11 protein-coding genes, 1 other RNA gene and 1 pseudogene are annotated in these 13,795 nt (G+C 62.7%); 7 read left to right on the top strand and 6 right to left on the bottom strand.

The window, feature by feature from the left end; translation table 11 throughout:
* The 3 genes and pseudogenes from Q0D45_RS13510 to hrcA all read right to left on the bottom strand — a co-directional run.
* Positions 1–911: pseudogene (locus tag Q0D45_RS13510) on the bottom strand (Hsp70 family protein); the annotation flags it as partial.
* Between the two features lie 111 nt (positions 912–1,022).
* Entirely contained in the window at positions 1,023–1,574 is a 552-nt protein-coding gene (gene grpE, locus Q0D45_RS13515) for a nucleotide exchange factor GrpE (RefSeq protein ID WP_293393693.1), read from the bottom strand.
* 81 nt (positions 1,575–1,655) lie between these two features.
* Positions 1,656–2,714 (bottom strand): heat-inducible transcriptional repressor HrcA, encoded by a 1,059-nt coding sequence (gene hrcA / locus Q0D45_RS13520; RefSeq protein WP_293393695.1) that lies wholly within the window; start codon positions 2,712–2,714, stop codon positions 1,656–1,658.
* A gap of 182 nt (positions 2,715–2,896) precedes the next feature.
* Between hrcA and Q0D45_RS13525 the strand changes: the two genes are divergently transcribed.
* Both Q0D45_RS13525 and recN read left to right on the top strand, forming a co-directional pair.
* A complete protein-coding gene (locus Q0D45_RS13525) occupies positions 2,897–3,832 on the top strand; it encodes an NAD(+)/NADH kinase (protein ID WP_293393697.1) in 936 nt (311 codons plus the stop codon).
* 7 nt (positions 3,833–3,839) lie between these two features.
* Positions 3,840–5,522, top strand: a complete 1,683-nt coding sequence (gene recN / locus Q0D45_RS13530; RefSeq protein WP_293393699.1) for a DNA repair protein RecN — start codon at positions 3,840–3,842, stop codon at positions 5,520–5,522.
* A gap of 19 nt (positions 5,523–5,541) precedes the next feature.
* Here recN and fur read toward each other — a convergent pair whose 3' ends face one another.
* Entirely contained in the window at positions 5,542–5,985 is a 444-nt protein-coding gene (fur, locus tag Q0D45_RS13535; protein ID WP_022975558.1) for a ferric iron uptake transcriptional regulator, read from the bottom strand.
* Positions 5,986–6,071: 86 nt separating this feature from the next.
* On the opposite strand from fur, the gene Q0D45_RS13540 reads away from it, so the two are divergent.
* Positions 6,072–6,509 carry an outer membrane protein assembly factor BamE gene (locus Q0D45_RS13540; protein WP_293393702.1) on the top strand — a complete coding sequence of 146 codons (438 nt, stop codon included), beginning with the start codon at positions 6,072–6,074 and terminating at the stop codon, positions 6,507–6,509.
* A gap of 9 nt (positions 6,510–6,518) precedes the next feature.
* Here the strand turns inward: Q0D45_RS13540 and Q0D45_RS13545 are convergent, their stop codons facing one another.
* On the bottom strand, positions 6,519–6,782 hold the full coding sequence (locus Q0D45_RS13545) for an RnfH family protein (RefSeq protein WP_293393704.1): 264 nt from the start codon (positions 6,780–6,782) through the stop codon (positions 6,519–6,521).
* Positions 6,783–6,829: 47 nt separating this feature from the next.
* On the opposite strand from Q0D45_RS13545, the gene smpB reads away from it, so the two are divergent.
* The 3 genes from smpB (at position 6,830) to Q0D45_RS13560 (ending at position 9,290) form a co-directional block, all read left to right on the top strand.
* Entirely contained in the window at positions 6,830–7,324 is a 495-nt protein-coding gene (gene smpB, locus Q0D45_RS13550; protein ID WP_293393706.1) for an SsrA-binding protein SmpB, read from the top strand.
* A 379-nt stretch (positions 7,325–7,703) separates the two neighbouring features.
* Positions 7,704–8,060: a transfer-messenger RNA gene (ssrA, locus tag Q0D45_RS13555) on the top strand.
* 411 nt (positions 8,061–8,471) lie between these two features.
* Positions 8,472–9,290, top strand: coding sequence for a sulfatase-like hydrolase/transferase (locus Q0D45_RS13560; RefSeq protein WP_273453859.1), 819 nt, complete (start codon positions 8,472–8,474; stop codon positions 9,288–9,290).
* Positions 9,291–9,359: 69 nt separating this feature from the next.
* On the opposite strand, the gene Q0D45_RS13565 is transcribed toward Q0D45_RS13560, so the two are convergent.
* A complete protein-coding gene (locus Q0D45_RS13565) occupies positions 9,360–9,914 on the bottom strand; it encodes a hypothetical protein (RefSeq protein ID WP_293393709.1) in 555 nt (184 codons plus the stop codon).
* Between Q0D45_RS13565 and Q0D45_RS13570 the strand changes: the two genes are divergently transcribed.
* A partial coding sequence (locus tag Q0D45_RS13570; protein ID WP_293393711.1) for a beta-ketoacyl synthase N-terminal-like domain-containing protein occupies positions 9,885–13,795 on the top strand: 3,911 nt, incomplete at its 3' end. The genes Q0D45_RS13565 and Q0D45_RS13570 overlap by 30 nt on opposite strands.

The raw sequence follows: 13,795 nt of genomic DNA on the forward strand, positions 1-13,795 counted from the left end.
TTGGCGCGGGTCATCTTGATGTTCAGATGCTTCGGGCCCGTCGCATCCGCCGTGATGTACGGCAGGTTGATGTCGGTCTGGGTCGTCGACGACAGTTCGATCTTGGCCTTCTCGCCGGCTTCCTTCAGGCGCTGCAGCGCAAGCGGATCGTTCTTCAGGTTGATGCCCGATTCCTTCTTGAACTCTTCGACGATGTAGTCGATGACGCGCATGTCGAAATCTTCGCCACCGAGGAAGGTGTCGCCATTGGTCGACAGCACTTCGAACTGATGCTCGCCATCGACTTCGGCGATCTCGATGATCGAGATATCGAAGGTGCCGCCGCCGAGGTCATAGACGGCGATCTTGCGGTCGCCCTTGACCTTGTCCATGCCGAAGGCCAGCGCGGCCGCGGTTGGCTCATTGATGATGCGCTTGACGTCGAGACCGGCGATCTTGCCGGCGTCCTTGGTCGCCTGGCGCTGGGCGTCGTTGAAGTAGGCCGGCACGGTGATGACCGCTTCGGTGACCTTCTCGCCGAGATAGTCTTCGGCCGTCTTCTTCATCTTGATCAGCACTTCGGCGGAGATCTGCTGGGCAGCCATCGGCTTGCCGCGCGCTTCGACCCAGGCATCGCCATTGGCAGCCTTGACGATCTTGTACGGCACCATCGCGATGTCCTTCTGCACCACGGCGTCGTCGAAACGGCGGCCGATCAGGCGCTTCACGGCGTACAGCGTGTTGTGCGGATTGGTGACGGCCTGGCGCTTCGCCGGGCGGCCGAACGTGGTCTGGCCGTCTTCCTGGTAGGCGACGAACGACGGCGTGGTGCGCTCGCCTTACGCGTTCTCGATGACCTTGGCCGTACCGCCTTCCATGATCGCGACGCAGGAATTGGTGGTGCCGAGGTCGATGCCGATGATCTTGGCCATGTGTCTGCTACTCCAGAGTTTGTGAGAGTTACGTGTATTGGGGATGAAAACTATTTGTTGCCGGAAGCTGCAGATTCAAGCGCTGGCGCCGGAATCCGGTCGGCAGCCGCGTTACGAGGTCGGTGGCGCCTTGGCGACGATGACCATCGCCGGCCGCAGCAGACGCTCGTGCAGGCGGTAACCCTTCTGCATGACGCTGAGGACGTGGTTCGGCGCGACATCGCTGCTCGGGATTGCCGATACCGCTTCGTGATAGGTCGGGTCGAAGACCTGACCGGCCGGGTCGACAGCGACGACGCCGAACTTCTCGAAGAACATCGCCAACTGTTTCTGGGTCAGCGCCATGCCTTCGCGTATCGACTGTACCGTGGCTTCCGGCGCAGCAGCGGCCTTCAGGCCCAGTTCCAGGCTATCGCTGATCGCCAACAGATCACCGAGCACCCGCTCGCTGCCGTACTTGCGAGCGCTGTCGATCTCGCGCTCGGCGCGCTTGCGCACGTTGTCGAGTTCGGCAAGCGCACGCAGATGGCCATCGCGAGCCGTTGACGCAGCCGTTTCGGCCTCGGTCAGCTTGGCGTTCAGTGCCTCGTACTCTTCGATCGACACGGGGCCGTCGTTGTGGTCGTCGGCCGCAGCCGACGTCATATCGGGTTGATCCGTCATGCTTTTTCTACTCGGGTTCAGATACTGGGGAATGAAGCAGAGCGCCCCCGCGCCCCACCTGATCAGCCAGTTTGGGATGCTTCAGCGGCTTTCAAGCCCCGAGCCCAGCCCTGAACCAAGCCCGGTGCCGAGCAGACGCGCCGCTTCGCTGACCAGCGGAATGATCCGCTGATAGGCCATCCGGGTCGGACCGATGACGCCGAGCACACCGGCCACCTGGCCATCGATGGTGTATGGCGCGGTGACCAGACTGCAGCCATCGAGCACCTGGTAGCCGGATTCGTCGCCGATGAAGATCTGCACACCGGAGGCACCCAGGCACTGATCGAACAGTTCCAGCAGTTCGCGCTTCTGGTCGAGCACGTCGAACAGCCGGCGCAGGCGACCGACATCGGCCAGCTCCTGGAAGCCCAGCAGATTGGTGCCGCCGGCGATCACGTAATCGTCCGCTTCGGGGTTGCGCAGCGCCGCATCGGCCAGCTTCGCCGCTTCGCCGAGCATCTGGTTGACCCGGGTCTGCGCCTCGCTCAGTTCTTCGGCGAGGCTGCGGCGCAGGCTCAGCAGATCGCGGCCGGCGAAAGTCTCGTTGATGATGTTGGCGTAGCGCTCCAGTTCCTGCGACGTGTAGTCGCGGCCCATGTCGAGCACCCGGTTCTGCACTTCGCGCTGGTTGACGACCAGGATCGCCAGTACCCGGCCGCCGGACAGGTTCAGGAACTCGATCCGCCGCAGCACGGTGACATTGCGGCGCGGCACGGTGACCACACCAGCCATCGAAGACAGCCGCGACAACAGGCCGGAGACCGTGTGCAGCATGTCGGCCGAGGACTTGTTGCCGGGCAACAGTTCATTGGCGATGCGCGCCTGCTCGGCGGCGCCCAGCGGCTCCGGCGCCAGCAGCGAATCGACGAAATAGCGGTAGCCGGCCTGGGTCGGCACGCGGCCGGCGGAGGTATGCGGCGAAGCGACGAAGCCGAGGTCTTCGAGATCGGCCATCACGTTGCGGATGGTCGCCGGACTGAGCTCGACCTGGAACGCGCGGGCCAAGGTTCGCGAACCGACCGGCTGCCCGTCGTGCACGTGGCGTTCGATCAGCAGCTTCAGCAGCGCGGCGGCGCGTGGGTCAAGTTTGTCGGACATGGCAGCTCGGAATTCGAGGAACGCTAGCAACGGGAAAAAAACCTTGTCAAGAATTGCACGCATTGCCCGCGACAGGGGGCTATCCGCCTGAACTTCGCAGCGAAATTTGATGCGCCGGTTTCATGATAATTTGCGCCCACTTCGCCCTTATCTGCGGCCTGCCCGTCCCTCACGCGCCCTTCGTGTCCCAGAGCCTTTTCCAGACTGTCGGCGTGATCGGCAAACGCAGGGACGAGCGCGTTACCGGCACTCTGCGCCAGCTTTGCGCCCTGTTGCGCCAGCATGGGCGTGAAGTACTGGTCGAAACCGAGACCGCGCGGCTGCTGCCGGCCAACAGCGGCATCGAGGCGGCCAGCCGCGAAATTCTTGCGAAGCGCTGTCAGCTGGTCGTCGTGATCGGCGGCGATGGCACCTTGCTCGACGCCGGCCGCAGCCTCGCCAGTTCCGGTGTGCCCATCCTCGGCGTCAACCAGGGCCGCCTCGGCTTTCTCGTCGACGTGCGGCCCGAAGACATGGCGACGACGCTGGAAGCGTTGTTCCGCGGCGAGTACATCCGAGCATCCCGGCTGATCCTCGAAGCCCGCGTGCGCCGCGCCGACGGCGGTCTGAGCCTGCCCTGGCTCGCGGTCAACGATGTCGTGGTGCGCAATCAGGCGGCGATTCGCATGGTCGAATTCGCGACCTATCTGGCCAGCGATGTCGGCGACGGCAGCGGCTGGGAATTCATCAGCCAGCACCGTGCCGATGGCTTCATCGTGTCGACCGCGACCGGCTCGACGGCCTATGCGCTGTCCGGCGGCGGCCCGGTGGTCCATCCGGCGCTCGCCGCACTGGCACTGGTGCCGATCTGCCCGCATACGCTGACCGATCGCCCGATCGTCGTGCCGGCCTCGCGGACCGTGCGCATCGTGCTCGGCGCCAGCGAAACCGGCGCAACGATGACCTGCGATGGCCAGATCGGCACGTCGCTGAATCCCAGCGACGCTGTCGAGATTCGCCGCTCGCCGACCGATCTGATGCTGATCCATCCGCCCAGCTACAGCTATTTCGCGCTGCTGCGCGACAAGCTCGACTGGGGCCGCACGCCGGTCGGCAATCCCCCCAAAAAGCAGCCATAAAGTAACCATGCTGCGCAGCCTGCATATCCGCAATCTCGCGATCATCGACGAGCTGAGTCTCGACTGGTCGTCCGGCTTCACCGTGCTGACCGGCGAAACCGGCGCCGGCAAGTCGATCCTGATCGACGCCCTGGGTCTGGTCATCGGCCTGCGTGCCGATGCGACCCTGGTCCGTGCCGGCAGCGAACGGGCTGAAGTGTCGGCCGAGTTCTCGGTCAACGACTGCGCCGATGCCGCCGCCTGGCTCGCCGAACGCGAACTGCTTGAAGCTGGCAGCGACGACTGCACGATCCGCCGCATCGTCCATGCCGAAGGCCGCACGCGGGCGTTCGTCAACGGCAGCCCGGTCAGCGCCTCCGAGTTGCGCGAGCTGGGCGAGCGGCTGGTCGAGATCTTCGGCCAGGGCGACAGCCGCAGCTTGCTGCTCAGCGAAGCGCAGCGTCAGGCGCTCGACGACGCCGGCCGCCATGCCGGGCCGCTCGCTGCAGTCGCCGCAGCCGCGCAAGCCCTGCAGCGCATCGAGCGCGATATCGAACAATTGCGCAGCGCTCAGAGCCGTGACCCGGCGCAAGTCGAATACCTGCGCTTCCAGCTTCAGGAACTGGATGCCCTGAGCTTGAGTGCCGACGAGTTGCCCGAACTCGATGCCGAACATCGCCGCCTGGCCAATGCCGGACGGCTGCTCGACGAGGGCAATGGCGCCCAGCTATTGCTCTATGGCGACGAGGTCAGCGTCTATGACCAGTTGTCGCGCGCGCTGTCCTCGCTGCACGGCCTGGTTCCGCTCCATGAAGGCTTTGCCGAAGCGGAAACGCTGACCGCCGGCGCACAGGCGCAGGTCCGTGAAGCGGCGGATTCCTTGCGCCGCTTGATCGAGCGCCTCGATCTCGATCCGGAACGTCTCGCCGTCGTCGAAAACCGTCTGACCGCCATTCACGACCTGGCCCGCAAACATCGCGTGCGGGCGGATGAGCTGTTCGCCCGGCATGAGCAACTGCAGTCGGAACTGGCGGTGCTGGAAGATGCCGGCGCGGCGCTGGGCCGACTTGAAGCGCAGCGCAAGACTGCTCTGGCGTCTTACACAGCGGCAGCGGCAATCCTGACCGCGGCGCGCCGGAAAGCTGCGATCGCGCTGGCAAAAGCGGTGACCGCCAGAGTGCGCGAACTCGGCATGCCAAACGCAGAGTTCGTGGTTGCCATCGAACCGCTCGGCCGCGACAAGCCAACCTCGCATGGCGTCGATCTGGTGCGCTTCGACTTCTCGGCCAACCCGGGTCAGCCGCCGCGGCCCCTGGCCAAGGTCGCATCCGGTGGTGAATTGTCCCGAATCAGTCTGGCGCTGCAGGTCAGCCTGTTGTCCGAGTCCGGTGCAGCCACGCAGATCTTCGATGAAGTGGATGCCGGCATCGGCGGGGTCACGGCCGATGTCGTCGGCCAGCAGCTACGTGCGCTGGGCGCGCGGCGCCAGGTGCTATGCGTCACCCATCTGGCCCAAGTCGCGGCCCGCGGTCTCGATCATTTCGGCATTGCCAAATCGGTGCGGGATGGTCATACCTACACCCGCGTGCAAAGGCTCGATGCGCCGGCGCGAATCAGTGAACTGTCGCGGATGCTGGGCGGCGATGGCAGCAGCGGCAGCACCGTGACCCTGGCGAAGGAACTGCTTGGTCAGGCGGCAACTGACGCCTGACCAAGTGGGCACTGACTGATCAGAGCCGACGGTTCGAATTCTGCTTCAGATGCACGCAGTCCTTCTTCTGACACTCGCCGTACATGATCAGGTTGTGCTCGACGAGCTTGAAGCCCAGCGATTCCGCGATTTCGCGCTGGCGCCTTTCGATCATCTCGTCCTCGAACTCATCGACCCGTCCGCAGTGGATGCAGACGATGTGATCGTGATGGTGGCCACGCTCCAGTTCGAATACGGCATGGCCGCCTTCGAAATGGTGGCGGGTGACCAGGCCGGCCGCTTCAAACTGGGTGAGCACGCGATACACCGTGGCCAGACCGATGTCTTCGCCGCCATCCATCAGGCGCCGATAGATTTCTTCAGCCGACAGATGGCGCGTCGGGCTGTGCTCGAGCATCTCGATGATCTTCAGACGCGGCAGCGTCACCTTCAATCCCGCATTGCGGAGATCCTGCGATTCCATGAGTTTTCCTTCGGGCGGGAGTGACGAAACGGAGCTTGCGCTATTATCGCACCTCGTTTTCGAGTCACAACCTTAATACCCTGCCCATGCGTCTGATCCTGCTTTCCGTCCTAGCATTCGGCCTTTCCGGCTGTGCGATCGTCTACAAGCTGCCGACACGTCAGGGCAACGTCATCGAGCAAAAGCAGTTCGATCTGCTCAAGGTCGGACAAACCCGAGAGCAGGTGAAGTTCCTGCTCGGCACGCCGATCGCCTCCTCGCCGTTCCGTTCGGACCGCTGGGATTACTTCGGTTACTACAAGGACCCGCGCGGCAACGTCTCCAGCCGCACGATCAGCCTGTTCTTCGAGTCTGAAAAGCTGAGCCGCATGGAAGGCGTGCAGATCGCCAATGCCGGCAAAGCGGCTGACAGCGACGGAGTTTCTCGCGAGCAGAAGGAAGAGATCATTGACACTGCGCCGTTGGATCCGAAATCTGCGGACCCTTCCGACGAGTCGCAAAAAGACAAGGACAAGGACAAGTAAGCGTCCGGTTCAGGCTTGAGGGCGTCTTATCCGCGCTCGCTGACGTCGCACCTGTTTCGGATCAGCCAGCAAAGGTCGGTAGACCTCGACTCTGGTGCCCTCGCTGATCGCCTCGTCGGCGCTGCACAACCGACCGAACATCCCGACCCTCGCCTCGCAATCACGGCCCAGGCCAGCGGCCGCCAGTGCACTGCCGACGGTTGCCGGCTCCGGCAGTTCAAGCGCGAGCCGCCGGAGACCGCCCGCTTCGTGACTCAGCACTTCGATCTTCACCTGCCCTCCACCGATGGGCCGCTCCCGCAGGCTTCTATAATCCGACGATGAATCAGCCCAAGCGCAACGGCAAGCAGAAGGAAGCACCGGCGGACCGCGAGATCGCCGAGAATCGGCGTGCCCGCTTCGAGTACTTCATCGAGGACCGTTTTGAAGCCGGCATCGTGCTGCTGGGCTGGGAAGTCAAAAGCCTGAGAGTCGGCAAGGCCCAGATCACCGAAGCCTACGTGATCATGAAGAACGGCGAAGCCTGGCTGCTCGGCGCCCACTTCAATCCGCTGCTGTCAGCCTCCACACATGTGGTGCCGGATGCCACGCGCACCCGCAAGCTGCTGCTGTCGCGGCGCCAGATCGATCTGCTGCGTGGCAAGGTCGAGCGCTCCGGCTACACCATCGTGCCGCTAGATCTGCACTGGACTCACGGCCGCGCGAAGCTGAACATCGGCTTGGCCAAGGGCAAGAAACTGCACGACAAGCGCTCCACCGAGAAGGATCGGGACTGGCAGCGCGAGAAAGGCCGCACCATGCGGCACGACAGCTGATCAGCCTCCGTTCAAGGCCTCGCACAATGTTCGTGCAGCCTCGTTCACTGCCTGTGCGGATGCGCGACAACAGGGCAATTATTTGGGAAAAATTGCCGCTTTTTGCCTGTTCATGTGAAGAACGCCGCCTGGCGGATCAATTTAAAATTCACATTGGCTTGAACATCAACCTGGCACAGGTTTCAAGGCATCGGTAACTGCTCAATCCGATGGGAACTATTTCCTGAAAATCCTTTTCTGGCATGGACTTGCAGGTCTGATTACTTTGCTTTCGCCATTTTCCCGATTTTTATCAGCAACATGGCTGACAGCTGACTGATTTCACTTGCGGATCACGGAAGGCTCAAAACTTCATAACTGTGATACTGTGCTCGTCGCTGGGGGTGACATGGTTTCGACAGCGGTTGGAAATTCGACGTGCATGCCGAGGTGCTTTCTTCCTCGTAAAACTTGAAAGCAACCAAGCTAGTTGCGAACGACGCTAACTACGCCCTCGCCGCTTAATCCCGGCGAGCGGTCGACCGGAAGGTGTTGATGCCTCCGAATCGGCCGTCGACTCTCATCAACTCGCGATAAAGGCAGGTCACTGGCCAATACGCTAAAACCCTAAAGTGAATAAGCGAACGCGTTCCGTGCCGGTCCGGCAGCGTTCGACGAAAAATAAAGACTGGCTAAGCATGTAGATCGAAGAACGGAAGATTGTTGGACGCGGGTTCGATTCCCGCCACCTCCACCATTTTTAAAGGCCGCCAGCGAGCGGCCTTCTTGTTGATGGGGCTGAGGCCCTGATTTCAGGACGCCACCGTCAGTTGCGGAATACTTCGATGGCCTTTGATAGCCCCGTATTTGAAACTTCCCGCTGCTGGTGCGCTTATTGCTAAGCGGCTTAAGCTAAGCATCAGTCCAACTTTTCCCGATCACACTTCATCCATGAAATTCACTGGATCGTGTGCCAACCTTCGGCAATCGTTACAAGCTGTTGAGGTTTCGTAGATCCGCTCAGATCTCGGCATTGTCTGGAAACATTTTCACAATTTCGATTAAACGGGATTTAGTTCTTGTCCGAGTAAGTCGAATCAGTGACATAACTGTAAAAAACTGCCTGTAAACTTCCCCTTCTCCTGAATCATTCAGCTAAAGTACAGCGATGACTGCCAATAACCTCGTTTTCATTGTCATGGACAGCTGCCGTTATGACAGCTATCTCGCAGCCAAACGTCCGAATATGGACAGGATCGGGGTCGGTTCGAAGCGTTATTCGTTTGCGTCATGGACGAGCCCTTCGCACTACACCTACCTGATGGGCATGATTCCGCACACGAGCCCGCAGGGCGTGTTCGCGTCCGAGGTCTACAAGAAGGATTTCTCGCTGTGGGTCGACCGGCTTGCGGTCAAGGACCTTTCGTTCAAGAGCTTCATTCCTCAGCTGTCGCTGCCGCATGTGCTGCAGCAGAACGGTTACCGCACTTCGGCCAAGGTTTCGCTGCCGGTGCTGAATCCGTTTTCGCATCTGAACAAGCATTTCGACGACTACAAGCTGATGGCGAATCACAACGACTTCGCCGGCATGGTCAAGCAGATCGAGTTCGACAAGTCCGAACCGCAGTTCTACTTCCTGAATCTCGGCGAAACGCATTACCCGTTCATGCTCGACCCGAAGAACATGCCGCACATCTCCGGCGTGCACGGGGTGTTCAAACGAATGGATGACAACCTCGGCGCGGAGACTGAAGACAAGTTCTTCGACGAAGAACAGATGCGTGATCTGCACAAGCAGCAGATCAAGTGCGTGGAATATGTTGATGAGGTACTTGACGATCTGATCGCGAAAGCGCCGCTGAATACGCATTTCGTCATCACGGCCGATCATGGCGAGTGTTTTGGCGAAGGTGGCTATTTCGGCCACGGCCCGATCGTTCACGAAAAAGTGCTGGAAGTTCCGTTTCTCGAAGGCAAGAAGCGCTAGTCAGCCGCTCATCGCAACATGAGGACCAAGCGACGGCAGATTTGAGCCGTCGCGCTGACGGGGAAGTATTCAACACAGGCACCTTGCAACAACGACCTGGGTGCTGCGGCCGCTGGCGTGCACGTTTGCTGACTCGGGATAGTTTGCAGCGGCGCGCCAGAACGGCACTACCGTCTTCGGATGGGGTATCGGCAAGAGCCGCAAGAAGTTGAGGGTCGGGCGGGATTCAAGGTCATGTGGCCGCGTTAATGAACAGGGAGAGCGGCAGTGCTTCACGACAGTTTCGATGTATTTGCCATTGCCCCGGCTGACGCCGCTCATCCCGGAATTGCTGCCGCGACGGCGCGAGCCGGCGGCACCGGCGTCCTCGACCTTGAATTCAGCCGGGACGATCTCCGCGCTGCAAGCGCTTTTTCCCGTCTGCTGTCGGCAACCGATGGCCGTATTGGTCTGCGCATTGACGTTGCGCATCTGCCACTTGCCCAACAGTTGGTCGACGAAGCTGGCGATCGCGCCCTTTGCCTGATCCTGACCGGCACGCCGGCACAGCAGGCGCAGATTGCCGCCGCACTTGCACCGGGCGGTCAGCATCGGGTGCTCGTCGAAATTATCGATATCGCCCATATCAGCCTGTTCCCGTTTGCCCATCACGGCGTGATTGCCAAAGGTCACGAAGCAGGCGGCTGGGTCGGCGCCGATACCAGCTACATCCTTGCCCAGAAGCTGCTCGGCAAGTCGGGCGAAGCCAGCCAACTTCCGATCTACATGCAGGGCGGCATCGGCGTGCACAGCGCCGCAGCCCTGCGCGCGATGGGCGCAGCTGGCGTGATCTTCGAGGATCAGCTGCTGCTGCTCGCCGAATCACCGTTGCCGGAAACCTTGCAGAACGAACTCGTGCGCCTGAATGGCGCCGAGACCCGGTTGTTCGGCGAACTGGTCGATCTCCCCTGCCGCGTCTACAGCCGCCCGGGAACACCAGCGCTGAAAGCGGCCGAGGACGACAACAATCGCGTCGAATCCGGCGACCTGTCGCTCACCGACTGGCGCGTGAAGCTGAGCCAGAACCTGGGCTGGAACGGCGGCGAGCAGTTCATGCCGATCGGCCAGGGCATCGGCCTCGCTGCGACCTATCGCAGCCAGTATCGCAACGTCGGCCGCTTCATCCAGGCGGTGCGCAAGGCCAGCCTGAAGCATGTCGAATCCGCCGTCACGACCGGGTTCATGGCACCAGGCGGCGCCCTGGCCAAGTCGCACGGCACCGCGTTCCCGATCGCCCAGGGTCCGATGACCCGCGTTTCGGATTCCCCCGAATTCGCCTATCAGGTGTCGAAGAACGGCGCCTTGCCGTTCCTGGCGCTGGCGCTGTACCGCGGCCCGCAGGTGCTGGAGATGCTCCAGCAGACCAAGGCCCGCATGACCCAAGCCGATGGCAGCGTGCTGCCCTGGGGCGTGGGCCTGCTCGGCTTCGTGCCGCACAGCTTGCGTGAAGAGCAGATCGCCGCCGTCTGGCAGTGCAAGCCGACCTACGCGCTGATCGCCGGTGGTCGTCCCGACCAGGCCGCGCACTTCGAGAAAGAAGGCATCCCGACCTACATCCACGCACCGGCACCTGCGCTGCTGCGGATGTACATCGAGCAGGGCGCCAAGCGCTTCGTGTTCGAAGGTCGCGAATGCGGTGGCCACATCGGCCCGCTGGCCAGCTTCCCGTTGTGGGAACAGATGATCGAAGTGCTGCTCGCTGACGTGAAGCCGGGCAGCGAGGCTGGGTATCACATCCTGTTTGCCGGCGGCATCCATAACGCCGCGTCGGGCGCGATGCTGGCAGCGCTGGCCGCTCCGCTCGCAGCGCGCGGCATGAAGGTCGGCTGCATCATGGGCACGGCCTATCTGTTCACCCAGGAAATCGTCGACAGCGGTGCCGTGGTCAAGGGCTTCCGAGACGCCGCGATCAGCTGCGACAAGACCGTCAATTTCGAGACCGGCCCCGGCCATTCGACGCGCTGCGTCGACACGCCGTTCTTCCGTGAATTCCGCGATGCGCGCAAGGAGTTGCTGCGCGAAGGCGTCGGTGCCGACGAACTGCGCGACCGCCTCGAAGACATGAACATGGGTCGCATGCGCGTGGCCTCGAAAGGTCTGAATCGCGACGCGTCGGGCCAGATCGTCGCCGTGTCCGAAGCCGACCAGTACAAGGACGGCATGTTCATGATCGGCCAGGTCGCCACGCTGCGCGACAGCGTCGTCACCCTCGACGCGCTGCACCGCGAAGTCACTGAAGGCGGCATGGCGATGCTGCAGGCTGTGGTTGCCGGCAAGGCCACGCGCAAGCAGGAAGCCAAGCCTTCCGACATCGCCATCGTCGGCGTCGGCACCTTGCTGCCGAAGGCGACCAACGCCGAGAAGTACTGGGAAAACATCGTCGACCAGGTCTGCGTGATCGGCGAAGTGCCGAAGGATCGCTGGGACTGGAAGATGTACTTCGACGCCGACCGCAAGGCGCGCGACAAGGTCTATTCGCGCTGGGGCGGCTTCCTCGACGAAGTGGCCTTCGATCCGATTTCCTACGGCATTCCGCCGAAGTCGATGAAGTCGATCGACCCGATGCAATTGCTGACGCTTGAAGTCACCCGTCGCGCCCTCGCCGATGCCGGCATGAGCGATGGCGATTTCGATCGCGAGAACACCAGCGTCATCCTCGGTGCCGGTGGTGGCCTCGGCGATCTCGGCACCCAGTACGCCGTGCGTGCCGAACTGCCGCGCTTCGTCGACATCGACGACAAGACGGTCTGGGAACGCCTGCCGGAATGGACCGAGGAATCGTTCGCCGGCACCTTGCTGAACGTGGCCGCCGGCCGGGTCACCAACCGCATGGATTTTGGCGGCCTGAACTTCACCATCGACGCCGCCTGCGCGTCGTCGCTGGCGGCGATCTCGATCGCCGTCAACGAGCTTGAAGCCGGCCGCACCAGTGTCGCCATCGCCGGCGGCATCGATACGGTGCAGAGCCCGTTCGGCTTCCTGTGCTTCTCGAAGACCCAGGCGCTGTCGCCTACCGGCAAGCCGAAAACCTTCGACACCAATGCCGATGGTATTGCGATCAGCGAAGGCCTGGCCGTCATCGTGCTCAAGCGCCTCGCCGATGCCGAAGCGGCTGGCGATCGCATCTATGCCGTGATCAAGTCGGTCGCCGGTTCCAGCGATGGCCGCGCACTCGGTCTCACCGCGCCGCGTCCGGAAGGTCAAAAGCTGGCGCTGAAGCGTGCCTACGCTCGCGCCGGCTTCTCGCCGGCAACGCTCGGCATGGCCGAAGCGCATGGCACCGGCACACCGGTTGGCGATCGCGCTGAAGCGCGGACGATCACCGAATCGTTGGCCTCCGAAGGGGCTGCACCGAAGACGGTCGCGATCAGTTCCGTCAAGACCCTGCTCGGCCACACCAAGGCCAGCGCCGGCGTTTCCGGCCTGATCAAGGTGGCGATGTCGCTGTATCACCGCACCCTGCCGGCGCACTACGGCGTCGACAAACCGATCGACATCATTGCCGATCCAAGCGCTCCGGTTTATCTGCTCAAGGACGCGCGGCCGTGGATCGCCCATCCGGATCATCCGCGCCGTGGCGGCGTGTCGGCCTTCGGTTTCGGCGGCACCAATTTCCATGCGGTGCTCGAGGAATACGCGGGCAACTTCGTGTCCGCCTCGCCGGCCGGTGCCGCACGCTGGCCGCAGGAATTGTTCGTGTTCCGCGCCAAGGACGAAGCGCAGCTGGCCGGCGATCTCGGCCGCTTCGTCGCGGCGCTGCGTGTTGGCAGCAACCTCAAGTTCCGCGACCTCGCCTACTCACTGGCCAAGCAGGCCGAAGCGCGTGCCGGTTCGCCGTTGTGCCTGGCACTGGTCGCCAAGGACTACACCGGCCTGCTCGCTGAGCTCGAAGCGAGCGTCGCCAGCCTTGCCGGCAACGGCAAGCCGCTGCCGCAGTCCGTGCGCTTCAGCAAGCGCGTGCCGACCACGGCGCCACCGCTCGGCTTCCTGTTCCCGGGCCAGGGCTCGCAGTCCGTCAACATGGGCCGCGAGACGGCGCTGTACATCGAGGAGCTGCGCTGCGCGCTGGAGTTCGCCGATGCGACTCTGCGCGCCGAATTCCCGGCGCTGCTGTCGCGGACGATCATGCCGCCGGCCGCCTTCGATGCCGAAGCCGAGGTCGCTCAGAGCAAGGCGCTGACCAATACCCGTGTCGTGCAGCCCGCGATCGGCACGCTGTCGCTGGGCTACACCCGTCTGGCTGACCGCCTCGGTCTGAAGGCCGTCGCCGCAGCCGGCCACAGCTATGGCGAGTACGCCGCGCTGCACGCAGCCGGTGCGCTGTCGGCGACCGATTTCATGAAGCTGTCGGCAGTTCGTGGTCGCTGCATGGCCGATGCCTCCGCGACCAGCGAAAAGGGCGCGATGGCGGCGATCCAGGCCAGGCGCGAGACCGTTGCGGCCGCGATTGCCGGCATCAAGGGCGT

Source organism: Nevskia sp. (assembly GCF_023266035.1).
GTDB lineage: Bacteria > Pseudomonadota > Gammaproteobacteria > Nevskiales > Nevskiaceae > Nevskia.

What these genes read in the sequence shown, in the direction of transcription:
- grpE (WP_293393693.1), bottom strand. Translation starts at nt 1,574, where the DNA reads ATGACGGATCAACCCGATATGACGTCGGCTGCGGCCGACGACCACAAC.
- hrcA (WP_293393695.1), bottom strand. Translation starts at nt 2,714, where the DNA reads ATGTCCGACAAACTTGACCCACGCGCCGCCGCGCTGCTGAAGCTGCTG.
- recN (WP_293393699.1), top strand. Translation starts at nt 3,840, where the DNA reads ATGCTGCGCAGCCTGCATATCCGCAATCTCGCGATCATCGACGAGCTG.
- fur (WP_022975558.1), bottom strand. Translation starts at nt 5,985, where the DNA reads ATGGAATCGCAGGATCTCCGCAATGCGGGATTGAAGGTGACGCTGCCG.
- Q0D45_RS13540 (WP_293393702.1), top strand. Translation starts at nt 6,072, where the DNA reads ATGCGTCTGATCCTGCTTTCCGTCCTAGCATTCGGCCTTTCCGGCTGT.
- smpB (WP_293393706.1), top strand. Translation starts at nt 6,830, where the DNA reads ATGAATCAGCCCAAGCGCAACGGCAAGCAGAAGGAAGCACCGGCGGAC.
- Q0D45_RS13560 (WP_273453859.1), top strand. Translation starts at nt 8,472, where the DNA reads ATGACTGCCAATAACCTCGTTTTCATTGTCATGGACAGCTGCCGTTAT.
- Q0D45_RS13565 (WP_293393709.1), bottom strand. Translation starts at nt 9,914, where the DNA reads ATGGGCGATATCGATAATTTCGACGAGCACCCGATGCTGACCGCCCGG.